Source organism: Solicola agrisoli (assembly GCF_049059935.1).
Lineage (GTDB): Bacteria > Actinomycetota > Actinomycetes > Propionibacteriales > Nocardioidaceae > JAURVT01.
Map to the genome: position 1 here is coordinate 18,833 of NZ_JBMGQR010000001.1, position 10,992 is coordinate 29,824.

Consider the following 10,992-nt stretch of genomic DNA (forward strand, 5'->3'; position numbering starts at 1 on the left):
CTACAGGTACTGCCCCGTGTTGGCGACGGTGTCGATGGAGCGGCCGGGCTCGCTGCCCTGCTTGCCGGAGATGAGCGTGCGGATGAACACGATCCGCTCGCCCTTCTTGCCCGAGATGCGCGCCCAGTCGTCGGGGTTGGTGGTGTTGGGGAGGTCCTCGTTCTCCTTGAACTCGTCGAGGCACGCCTGGAGCAGGTGCTGCACCCGCAGGCCGCGCTGGCCGAGGTCGAGGAGGTCCTTGATCGCCATCTTCTTGGCACGGTCAACGATGTTCTGGATCATCGCGCCCGAGTTGAAGTCCTTGAAGTACAGGACCTCCTTGTCGCCGTTGGCGTACGTGACCTCGAGGAACCGGTTGTCCTCGGACTCGGTGTACATCCGCTCGACGGTGCGCTGGATCATCCCGGCGGTGCACGCGTCTCGGTCGCCGGAGAACTCCGCGAGGTCGTCCTCGTGCAGCGGCAGGCGCGACGTCAGGTACTTGGAGAAGATGTCGCGCGCCGACTCCGCGTCGGGGCGCTCGATCTTGATCTTCACGTCGAGCCGGCCGGGGCGCAGGATCGCGGGGTCGATCATGTCCTCGCGGTTGGAGGCACCGATGACCAGGACGTTCTCGAGCCCCTCGACGCCGTCGATCTCGCTGAGCAGCTGCGGGACGATGGTGTTCTCGACGTCGGAGGAGACGCCGGACCCACGGGTGCGGAACAGCGAGTCCATCTCGTCGAAGAACACGATGACGGGGGTGCCCTCGCTCGCCTTCTCGCGGGCGCGCTGGAACACGAGCCGGATGTGCCGCTCGGTCTCGCCGACGTACTTGTTGAGCAGCTCGGGACCCTTGATGTTGAGGAAGAACGAGCGTCCCTCCTCGCCGGTCTTCGCCGCGACCTTCTTGGCCAGCGAGTTCGCGACCGCCTTGGCGATCAGCGTCTTGCCGCAGCCGGGAGGGCCGTAGAGCAGGACGCCCTTGGGCGGCTTGAGCTCGTGCTCGACGAACAGCTCGGGGTGCAGGTAGGGCAGCTCGACGGCGTCGCGGATGGTCTCGATCTGGCTGCTGAGACCGCCGATCGTCGAGTAGTCGATGTCGGGGACCTCCTCGAGCACCAGCTCCTCGACCTCGCTCTTGGGCACCCGCTCGTAGACGTAGCCGGCGCGGGAGTCGAGCAGCAGGGAGTCGCCGGCGCGCAGCTTGACGTCCTTGAGCGACTCGGCGAGGCGCACGACGCGCTCCTCGTCGGCGTTGCCCAGCACCAGGACGCGCTCGGCGTCGGCCATGACCTCCTTGAGCATCACCACCTCGCCGACCTGCTCGAACTGCAGGGCCGCGACCACGTTCATGGCCTCGTTGAGGATGACCTCCTGGCCGCGCTGCAGCTCGTCGCGGTCGACCGCGGGGCTGACGTTGACGCGCAGCTTGCGGCCGCCGGTGAACACGTCGATGGTGTCGTCGTCGTTGCGCTGGATGAAGGTGCCGAAGCCCGTGGGCGGCTGGGCGAGGCGGTCGACCTCCTCCTTGAGCGTGAGGATCTGGTCGCGGGCCTCGCGCAGGGTGGCGCCGAGGCGCTCGTTCTGGGCGGTGACGCCCGACAGCCGCGACTCCGTCTCGGCCAGCCGGGCCTCGAGGTTCCGGGGGCCGCCGATGCCGGGGCTCGCCTCGGACAGGCGGCGTCGCAGGTGCTCGACCTCGGCGCGCAGGTAGGCGATCTCGTTGGCCTCGTCGCTGGGACTCGGCGTCTGGTTCTCGGTCATGGCGCAACCTCCACCCCGTCCGCGGTGACCCGCGGTCGTCATCGGCTTCCTCCCTGTCGACCCTACCGGGGTTCGGTGACGGTGACGTGACGAAGACACGTGGTTACCGATTCGGTATCAACGTTCCTGCAACCTCGGGGCCGCGCGGCGTTCAGGCGTCGTCGTCCAGCGCGTCGAGGTCGCGCAGCGCGTCCTCCCAGCGGCGCCGACGATCCTCCAGCGGGAGGTCCCACCACGCGTCGCCGCGCTCGCCGAGGCCGTGCTTGGCGAGCCCGACGCGCTCGCGGGCGGCGGCCACCGCGTCCTCGTCACCGGCCTTCTTGGCGACCCCGACGCCGGAGCGTCCGCGTCCGAGGTGGGAGCGCAGGCGATCGGCGACGTCGTCGGGCAGCTCGGGGTCGGTCGCGCGCCAGCGGCGTCCGTCGACCACGATCCAGTGGCCGTCGTCGGTGCGCTCGACGTCGCGGCTCACGCCTGCTCCGGCTCCTGCGCGTCGGCGGGCCGGGGGCCGGTGTAGTCGGGGCCGTACGCGCCGGGCGCGGGGCGGCGGCTGCGCGTGAGCGGCTTCTCGCCCGGCGCCATCCGGCGCGCGGTGACGAGGAAGGCGGTGTGGCCGACCATCTTGTGGTCGGGACGCACCGCGAGGCCCTCGAGGTGCCAGGAGCGCACCATCGTCTCCCAGGCGTGCGGCTCGGTGAACTCGCCGAGGGCGCGGATGGTCTCGGTCACACGGGACAGCTGCGTGGTCGTGGCGACGTAGCAGCAGAGCACCCCGCCGGGCACGAGCGCGGCCGCGACGGTGTCGACGACCGTCCACGGGTCGACGAGGTCGAGGATGACGCGGTCGACGTCGGTGTCACTGAACGTCTCGCGGACGTCGCCGACCGTCAGCCGCCAGGCCGGGTGGTCCTGCGATCCGTAGACCTGGCCGACGTTGCGGCGGGCGACCTCGGCGAAGTCCTCGCGCCACTCGTAGGACGAGACCATGCCGTGCGGGCCGACGGCGCGCAGCAGGTAGCTGGTGAGCGCGCCGGAGCCGGCACCGGCCTCGACGACGCGCGCGCCGGGGAAGACGTCGGCCATCGTGATGATCTGGCCGGCGTCCTTGGGGTAGATCACGGCCGCACCGCGCGGCATCGACACGACGTACTCGTGCAGCTGGGGCCGGAACACCAGGTACTGGCCGCCCAGGCTGCTGGACACGACGATGCCCTCGGGGCGCCCGATCAGCTCGTCGTGGTCGATCTGGCCCTTGTTGGTGTGGAAGCTCTCCCCCACCGCCAGGCAGATGTTGTGCTTGCGGCCCTTGGCGTCGGTGAGGCGCACCCACTCGCCCTCGGCCATCGGGCCCCGGCGCACGCCGGACCACGGTCCTGCCTCCACCACCTCAGACCTCCGAGAAGGCGCGGTCGACGTCGCGCGTCGTGAGCAGGCCGTACGGCGCGCCCTCGGACGTGACCAGCACGTAGTACGGAGCCGGGTGTGACTGCATGGAACGGAGCATCTCCTCGCCGCCTGTGGAGTCGGGCAGCACCTGCCCGTCGTGCAGCGTACGGGCCACGCTCGTGACGGCGAGGTGCGCCCGTCGCAGGTCGGGCATCGCGAGGACGGCCTCCTCGTCGACGACCGCGACCGGACGCCGCTCGGCGTCGACCACGACCACGCCGGCGGCGCCGTCGGTGCGGGCGGCCTCGACGGCGGCGGCCACCGTCGTCTCGGGGGTGACGGCGACGACGCGCCGCGCGATCGTGCGGCCGTGCAGCGCGGGCAGCTTCTTGCGCAGCCGGGCCGAGAGCAGGGCCTGGGACGCACCGCCCCACAGGAAGGCGGCGACGACGGCGGCCAGCACCCAGTCGATGATCGTGGGCTCGCTGCCGAGGAGCTCGCTGATCAGCAGCGGGTAGCCCAGCACCAGGACCGCGAGCACGCGGCCGGCCCAGGCCGACACGATCGTGCCGGTGTGCGGCGTGCCCGAGACTCCCCAGACGAGGGCGCGCAGGACGCGTCCGCCGTCGAGCGGCATGCCCGGGAGAAGGTTGAGCACGCCCACGACCGCGTTGGCCAGCGCCAGGGACTGGAACGCGAGCAGCAGCAGGCCCTCGGGGAGCAGGAAGGTGACGCCGAAGGACGCCGCGGCGATGGCGATCGACGTCAGCGGGCCGACCACGGCGATCCAGAACTCGCGCCAGGCGGTGTCGGACTCGCCCTCGATCTCGGTGACGCCGCCGAGGAAGTGCAGGGTCACCGACCGGACCTCGAAGCCGAAGAACTTGGCCATCACCGCGTGCGACACCTCGTGCAGCAGCACCGACAGGTACAGCAGCACGGCGAACGCGAGCCCCGCGACGTAGACCAGGCCGCCCAGGCCGGGGGCCACCATGTCGATCCGCGGCGAGACGATGTAGCTGATCAGCACGGCGACGACGAACCACGACGCGCGCACGAGCACGTCGACGCCCGCGATCGTGCCCAGGCGGATGGTGCCGGGAGGGCGCTGCGGGGAGGTCACGGGCCAACGCTATCGGGTGGTGCGGCACGCGCCGGTTGTCGTGGGCGCCTCCTAGGCTCGGGTCCATGACCACGCAGGCGCACGCCACCGACCCCGAGACCGGCCGCACGCTGGTCGACGGCGTCGACGTCGTGGGCAGCCTCTCGCCCAGCCGCGCCGCCGACTTCATGGCCTGCCCGCTCAAGTACCGGTTCCGCACCATCGACCGGCTCCCCGAGACGCCCAGCGCGGCCGCCGTGCGCGGCACCGTCGTGCACGCGGTGCTCGAGCGCCTCTTCGACCGTCCCGCGCCCGAGCGCACGCCCGACGTCGCCGTCGGCCTGCTGCCCGCCGCGTGGGAGTCCGTGCTCGCCGCCGAGCCCGGGCTGGCGGCGCTCTTCGAGGGCGACGAGCCGCCCGTGGCCGACCGCGCGGCCTGGCTCGAGGAGTGCGCGGGGCTGGTGCGGCGGTGGTTCGAGCTCGAGGACCCCACCCGCCTGGAGCCCGCCGACCGCGAGCTCTACGTCGAGCACGTCATCGACTCGCGGCTGCTGCTGCGCGGCTACGTCGACCGTCTCGACGTCGCGGCCACCGGCGAGGTGCGGGTGGTCGACTACAAGACCGGCCGCGCCCCCAGCGAGCAGTGGGAGGCCTCGGCCCTGTTCCAGATGCGCTTCTACGCCCTCGTCCTGTGGCGCAGCACCGGACGCGTCCCCACGCTGCTGCAGCTGGTCTACCTCGGCAGCGGCGAGGTGCTCACCCATGCCCCCGACGAGGCCGACCTGCTCGCCACCGAGCGCAAGGTCGAGGCGCTCTGGACGGCCATCGACCTCGCCCGCACCACCGGCGACTTCCAGCCCAACCGCGGCCGGATCTGCTCGTGGTGCGACCACCGCGCCCTCTGCCCCGCCTGGGGCGGCACGCCACCACCCCTGCCGACCGTGGAGCTGTCGGTGCCTCACAGGCCCATAGGCCCCTGAGGCACCGACAGCTCCTCAGGTCAGGCGGGGGTGGGCGTGTCCGTGGGCGACGTGTCGGCCGCGACGACGGTGCCGGCGGCGATCTCCTCGGCGTAGTGGCAGGCGACGCTGTGGCCGGGGGCGAGGAGCCGCAGCAGCGGACGCTCGTCGTCGCAGCGGGTCTCCTGGCGGAACGGGCAGCGGGTGTGGAAGCGGCAGCCGCTGGGAGGGTCGGCCGGCGACGGGAGGTCGCCGCTGAGCAGGATCCGCTCGCGCCGGTCCTCGACCTCGGGGTCGGGCACGGGCACCGCCGACATCAGCGCCTTGGTGTACGGGTGCAGGGGTGCGTCGTAGAGGTCGGGGGCGTCGGCCTGCTCGACGATGCCGCCGAGGTACATCACCGCGATCTCGTCCGACACGTGCCGCACCACCGCGAGGTCGTGCGCGATCACCAGGTAGGTCAGGCCGAGGCGCTCCTGCAGCTCCTGGAGCAGGTTGAGCACCTGCGCCTGGATCGAGACGTCGAGCGCCGAGACGGGCTCGTCGGCGATCACCAGGTCGGGCTCGAGCGCCACCGCGCGGGCGATGCCGATGCGCTGGCGCTGGCCGCCGGAGAACTCGTGCGGGTAGCGCGAGCCGGCGTCGCGCGGCAGGCCGACGAGGTCGAGCAGCTCGGGCACCCGCGCCCGCTTGTCGAACGCGATCCCGTGGGCCTTGAGGGGCTCGGTGAGGATCGTCTCGATGCTCTGGCGCGGGTTGAGCGAGCTCATCGGGTCCTGGAAGACCATCTGCATCCGACGACGCGCGCGTCGCAGCGTCTCGCCCTTGAGCGCGGCGACGTCGGTGCCGTCGAAGTGCACCGACCCGGCGGTGGGTCGCGTCAGCTGCAGGATGGCGCGGCCGAGCGTGCTCTTGCCGCAGCCCGACTCCCCCACCAGGCCGAGCGTCCGGCCCCGGCGCACCGAGAGGTCGACGCCGTCGACGGCCTTGACGTGGCCGACGGTGCGCGACAGCACCGCGCCGCTCTTGATCGGGAAGTGCACCTCGAGGCCCTCGACGCGCAGCAGCACGTCGTCGTCGGTCCGGTCCACGGTCTCCTCGTTCATCGGGCGCCCACCGGGGCGGCCAGCGGGTGGAAGCAGCGCAGCGCACGGGCGTCGTCGCGCTGCAGGAGCGGCGTCTCGGTGCGGCACCGGTCGTCGACGTTGCCGCAGCGCGGCGCGAACGCGCAGCCCTGCAACCACGGCAGCGTGTCGGTGGGCGACCCCGGGATGGGCAGCAGCGGCTCGCCCCGCGCGGTGTCGACGCGCGGGATCGACGCCAGCAGCCCGCCGGTGTAGGGGTGGCGCGGCTCGGCGAACAGCGGCCGACGCGGCGCGGTCTCGACCACCCGTCCGGAGTACATGACGTGCACGGTGTCGCACAGGCCCGCCACCACGCCGAGGTCGTGGGTGATCATCACCAGCGCGGTGCCGGTGCCCGAGACGAGCTCCTTGAGCAGCTCGAGGATCTGCGCCTGGATGGTGACGTCGAGCGCCGTCGTGGGCTCGTCGGCGATGAGCAGCCGCGGCTCGCAGGCGAGCGCGATGGCGATGAGCACGCGCTGGCGCATGCCGCCGGACAGCTGGTGCGGGTACTCCCCCACCCGGCGGCCGGGGTCGGGGATGCCGACGCGGCGCAGCAGCTCGACCGCCCGCTCCCTGGCCTCGCGCTTGTCCATCCCCTTGTGCTGCTTGAGCACCTCGGTGATCTGGGTGCCGACGGTGACCACGGGGTTCAGTGAGCTCATCGGGTCCTGGAAGACCATCGCGACCTCGCTGCCGCGGATCTCGTTCAGCTCCGAGCGCTGCAGGCCGAGCAGCTCGCGTCCGTCGAGCCTGACGCTGCCGCTCACCTCGACGCCGCGCCGCGGCAGCAGGCCCATGATCGCCAGCGACGTGACGCTCTTGCCGCTGCCCGACTCGCCCACCAGTCCGACGTGCTGGCCGGCGTCGACCGCGAAGCTCACCTCGCTGACGGCCTCCACCGGGTCTCGTCCCTTGCGGGTGAACCGCACGGACAGGTCCTCGACCTCCAACAGCATGCTCATCTGCTCACCGCCTCTGCTTGGGGTCGAGCGCCTCGCGGAGCGCCTCGCCGAACAACGTGAACCCGAGGGCCGTGATCGCGATGCAGATGCCCGGGTAGAAGGCCAGCCACGGCGCGATGTCGAAGCGGTCCTGGGCGCTGACGATCATCCGTCCCCACTCCGCCACGGCCACCTCGCCCGTGCCGAGCCCGAGGTACGACAGCGCCGCCACCTCGATCACCGCGGTGGCGAGGTTCAGGGTCGCCTGGACGATCGTCGGGCCGATCGAGTTGGGCAGGACGTGCCCCATGACGATGGTGCGCCGACGCAGGCCGAGCGCCGTCGCCGCGAGCACGTAGTCCTGACGGCCCTGCGAGAGCATCGAGCCACGCAGCAGCCGCGCGAAGATCGGCACCTGCGCCGCGCCGATGGCGATCATCAGCGCGAACGCGCTCTTGTCGAGCACCGCGGCGATGCTGATCGCGAGCAGCAGGCTCGGGATCGACAGCAGGATGTCGACGATGCGCATGACGATCGAGTCGACCCAGCCGCCGAACGCCCCGGCCAGCAGGCCGAGCGCCGCGCCGGCGAGGAGGCCGAACGCCGTCGACACCAGGCCGATGACGAGCGACTGCCGTGCGCCGTAGATCAGCTGGGTGAGCATGTCCGAGCCCCAGCGGTCGATGCCGAGCAGGTGCTCGGGGCTGGAGAACTGCACCGCGTACGGCGTCGACAGGCTCTGCCACTGCGTCGAGGCGGGCTCGTACGGCGCGAGCACCGGCGCGAAGATCGCGACGAGCACGAACAGCAGTACGATGACGGCGCCGATGATGGCCGTCGGGCTGCGCCGCAGCCGACGGAACGCGCCGCGCCACAGGCTGTCGCCGCGCTCGAGCTGCTCGGGTGCCTGGGTGGCGTCGAGGGGGATCGTCATGACTCACGCACCCGGGGATCGATGAGGCCGTAGGACAGGTCGACCAGCAGCGTCACCAACGCGTAGATGATCGCGATGAACAGGATGAAGCCCTGCAGCACGGGGTAGTCGCGGTCGCGGATCGCCTGGTACAGGTAGTTGCCCACCCCGTCGAGCGCGAACACGGTCTCGGTGAGCACGGCGCCCGCGAGCAGGAGCCCGAGCTGCAGGCCGATCGTGGTGACGACGGGCAGCAGCGCGTTGCGCATGACGTGACGGCGGTTGACCAGCGACGCCTTCAGGCCCTTGGCCTCGGCGGTGCGCACGTAGTCCTCGTGGATGACCTCCGACACCGCGGCGCGCGTCATCCGCACGATGATCGCGAGCGGGATGGTGCCCAGCGCGATCGCCGGCAGCACGAGGTGGACGACCGCGTCCCACGCGGCTCCCGGTTGGCCGTTGATGATGCCGTCGAGCACGTAGAAGCCGGTGGTGTGCGTCGCGTCGCTGCGGGCGCTCTGCCGGCCGACGGTCGGGAAGATGCCGAGCTGGATCGCGAACACGTACTTGAGCAGCAGGGCCAGGAAGAACACCGGGGTGACGACGCCGACCAGCGAGACGGTCACGGCACCGGCGTCGGCGGCGCTGCCGGTGCGGCGGCCCGCGACGTAGCCGAGCGGGATGCCCACGAGGATGGCGAACAGCAGCGCGGCGACGGTCAGCTCGATGGTGGCGGGGATCTTGTCGAGGAACGCGGTGAGCACCGGCTCGTTCTTCTTGATCGACTCGCCGAAGTCGCCGCGCAGCAGCGACCCCATGTAGGTGAAGTACTGGGTCAGCAGGGGCTTGTCGAAGCCGTAGACCTCGGTGACGCGGGCGATGGCGGCGGGCGTGGCGCGCTCGCCGAGCAGGGCACGCGCGGGGTCGCCGGGCAGTGCGCGCACCCACGCGAAGAGCAGGAGCGTCAGGCCGAACAGCGTCGGCACGAGCAGCGCGACGCGTCGGATCGCGAAACGGAGCACGCGTTCCTCAGTTCTTCAGACGGGGAGGGGATGAGCAGGCAGAGCCCGGGGTGCGACGGCCGACGGCCGCCGCACCCCGGGCGCCGGATCACTTGGTGACGGTGACGTTCGCGAACGACTCGTCCTGCACCGGGCTGGGCACGAAGCCCTTGACGCCGGGGCCGAACGCGAGCGACGGGACGCCGTGCGCCAGCGGGACGCCGGGCAGGTAGTCCATGACGTCCGCGTTGATCTTCTCGTAGGCCGGCTTCTGCTCCTCGACCGTCGGCAGCTGACGGGCCGCGGCGAGCTCGTCGAACAGCGTCTGGTTGGTGAAGCCCCACTCGTTGCTGGCCTGGCCGAAGAAGACGCCGAGGAAGTTGTCGGTGTCGTTGTAGTCGCCGGTCCAGCCGAGCAGGTGGATGCCGTGGTCCTGGCCGCCCTGGATCTTGTCCAGGTAGTCCGGGCTCCACTGGTCGGCGACGGGCGTGACCTTGATGCCCACCTCCTGCAGCTGGCCGCGGATCACGTTGAAGGTGTCCTGGGGGCTCGGCATGTACGGACGGCTGACGTCCGTCGGGTAGTTGAAGGTCAGCTCCAGGTTCTCCTGGCCGGCCTCCTTGAGCAGCGCCTTGGCCTTGGCCGGGTCGTAGTCGTAGCCCGTGACGTCGTCGTTGTAGCCGTTGACGACCTCGGGGATGAACTCCTTGGCGGCCACCGAGCCCGGCGTCATCGACTGCGACACGATCGCGTCCTTGTCGATGGCGTGGGCGATCGCCTGGCGGACCTTGGGGTCGGCCAGGGCCGGGATCTTCTGGTTGAAGCCCAGGTACAGGACGTTGAACGCCGGACGCTGGACGAGCTCGAAGTCCTCGTCCTGCAGGGGCTTGATGTCACCGGGGCCGACGAGGTCGAAGCCGTCGATGTCACCGGCACGCAGGGCGTCGGTGCGGGCCTTGCCGTCGGCGATCGTGGTGATGCGGACGTTGGGCGTCTTGGCCTTGTCGCCCCAGTAGCTCTCGTTGGCCTTGAGGGTGACGGCCTGGCCGCGGTCCCACGAGACGAACGAGTACGGGCCGGTGCCCGTCGGGTGCGCGGTGCCGTACTCGCTGGACGTCGGGTCGCCGCCCGCCTCGACCTTGTTGTACTTGGCGAGCGCCGTGGGGCTCTGCATCGAGAACGCCGGCAGCGACATCGAGGCGACGAAGCCCGCGTAGGGCTGCTTGAGGGTGATCGTCGCGGTGTTGCCCTCGGTGGCGCAGGAGTCGTAGATGCTCTTGTCGCCGAAGCCCTTGAACAGCGAGATCCAGTAGTACGTGACGTCCTCGGTCTGCGCCGGGCCGGCGGGCTGGTTGTTCCAGTACTCGAACATCGAGCAGACGGCCGCGCCGTTGAACGGGGTGCCGTCCTGGAAGGTGACGCCGTCGCGCAGCGTGAACGTCGTCGACTTGCCGTCCTCGGAGGTCTCCCACTTGGTGGCGAGCGACGGGGCGGGGTCGGCGGTGCAGGGCTTGGCCGAGACCAGGCCCTCGAAGATCTGGCGGCTGACGCGGAACGTCTCGCCGTCGGAGGCGTGGAACGGGTTCAGGGTGGTGGGGTCCGACGAGGCGGCGAACACGAACGTGTCCTCGCCCGCGTCGCCGCTGTCGGCGTCGGCCAGCTCCTTGCACTGGGCCTCGGCGTCGGCGCCGTCGGGCGCAGCCGAGTCCGAGGAGCCGCCGCCGCACGCGACGAGGGTGGCGGCCGACAGCGCGCCGGCCACCGCGAGCATCACGCTGCGGCGAAGGTGTCGATGACTCATCCAGGTCCTGCTTTCT

The 10,992-nt window shown here is 71.2% G+C and carries 10 protein-coding genes; 1 reads left to right on the forward strand and 9 read right to left on the reverse strand.

The window, feature by feature from the left end:
* The 4 genes from arc to ACI6PP_RS00120 all read right to left on the reverse strand — a co-directional run bounded on the left by arc (position 1) and on the right by ACI6PP_RS00120 (position 4,255).
* Positions 1-1,746, reverse strand: a complete 1,746-nt coding sequence (arc, locus tag ACI6PP_RS00105; RefSeq protein WP_421108000.1) for a proteasome ATPase — start codon at positions 1,744-1,746, stop codon at positions 1-3.
* Between the two features lie 151 nt (positions 1,747-1,897).
* Complete coding sequence (locus ACI6PP_RS00110; RefSeq protein ID WP_421108001.1) at positions 1,898-2,218, reverse strand: hypothetical protein; 321 nt, start codon at positions 2,216-2,218, stop codon at positions 1,898-1,900.
* Positions 2,215-3,090, reverse strand: a complete 876-nt coding sequence (locus tag ACI6PP_RS00115) for a tRNA (adenine-N1)-methyltransferase (RefSeq protein WP_421108319.1) — start codon at positions 3,088-3,090, stop codon at positions 2,215-2,217. Before ACI6PP_RS00115 ends, ACI6PP_RS00110 begins: the two co-directional genes overlap by 4 nt.
* A 43-nt stretch (positions 3,091-3,133) precedes the next feature.
* Positions 3,134-4,255, reverse strand: coding sequence for a site-2 protease family protein (locus ACI6PP_RS00120; RefSeq protein ID WP_421108003.1), 1,122 nt, complete (start codon positions 4,253-4,255; stop codon positions 3,134-3,136).
* A 65-nt stretch (positions 4,256-4,320) separates the two neighbouring features.
* On the opposite strand from ACI6PP_RS00120, the gene ACI6PP_RS00125 reads away from it, so the two are divergent.
* Positions 4,321-5,214 (forward strand): RecB family exonuclease, encoded by an 894-nt coding sequence (locus tag ACI6PP_RS00125; RefSeq protein ID WP_421108004.1) that lies wholly within the window; start codon positions 4,321-4,323, stop codon positions 5,212-5,214.
* Positions 5,215-5,234: 20 nt separating this feature from the next.
* Here the strand turns inward: ACI6PP_RS00125 and ACI6PP_RS00130 are convergent, their stop codons facing one another.
* The 5 genes from ACI6PP_RS00130 to ACI6PP_RS00150 all read right to left on the reverse strand — a co-directional run bounded on the left by ACI6PP_RS00130 (position 5,235) and on the right by ACI6PP_RS00150 (position 10,976).
* Entirely contained in the window at positions 5,235-6,299 is a 1,065-nt protein-coding gene (locus ACI6PP_RS00130; protein WP_421108006.1) for an ABC transporter ATP-binding protein, read from the reverse strand.
* The gene (locus tag ACI6PP_RS00135) at positions 6,296-7,282 is read right to left on the reverse strand and encodes an ABC transporter ATP-binding protein (protein WP_421108007.1); all 987 of its coding nucleotides are present in this window, start codon (positions 7,280-7,282) and stop codon (positions 6,296-6,298) included. The genes ACI6PP_RS00130 and ACI6PP_RS00135 overlap by 4 nt, the downstream gene beginning before the upstream one ends.
* Before the next feature lie 4 nt (positions 7,283-7,286).
* Positions 7,287-8,195, reverse strand: coding sequence for an ABC transporter permease (locus tag ACI6PP_RS00140; RefSeq protein ID WP_421108008.1), 909 nt, complete (start codon positions 8,193-8,195; stop codon positions 7,287-7,289).
* Entirely contained in the window at positions 8,192-9,196 is a 1,005-nt protein-coding gene (locus ACI6PP_RS00145) for an ABC transporter permease (RefSeq protein ID WP_421108009.1), read from the reverse strand. Before ACI6PP_RS00145 ends, ACI6PP_RS00140 begins: the two co-directional genes overlap by 4 nt.
* A gap of 88 nt (positions 9,197-9,284) precedes the next feature.
* Positions 9,285-10,976 (reverse strand): ABC transporter substrate-binding protein, encoded by a 1,692-nt coding sequence (locus tag ACI6PP_RS00150; RefSeq protein WP_421108011.1) that lies wholly within the window; start codon positions 10,974-10,976, stop codon positions 9,285-9,287.
* Positions 10,977-10,992: the final 16 nt, after the last annotated feature.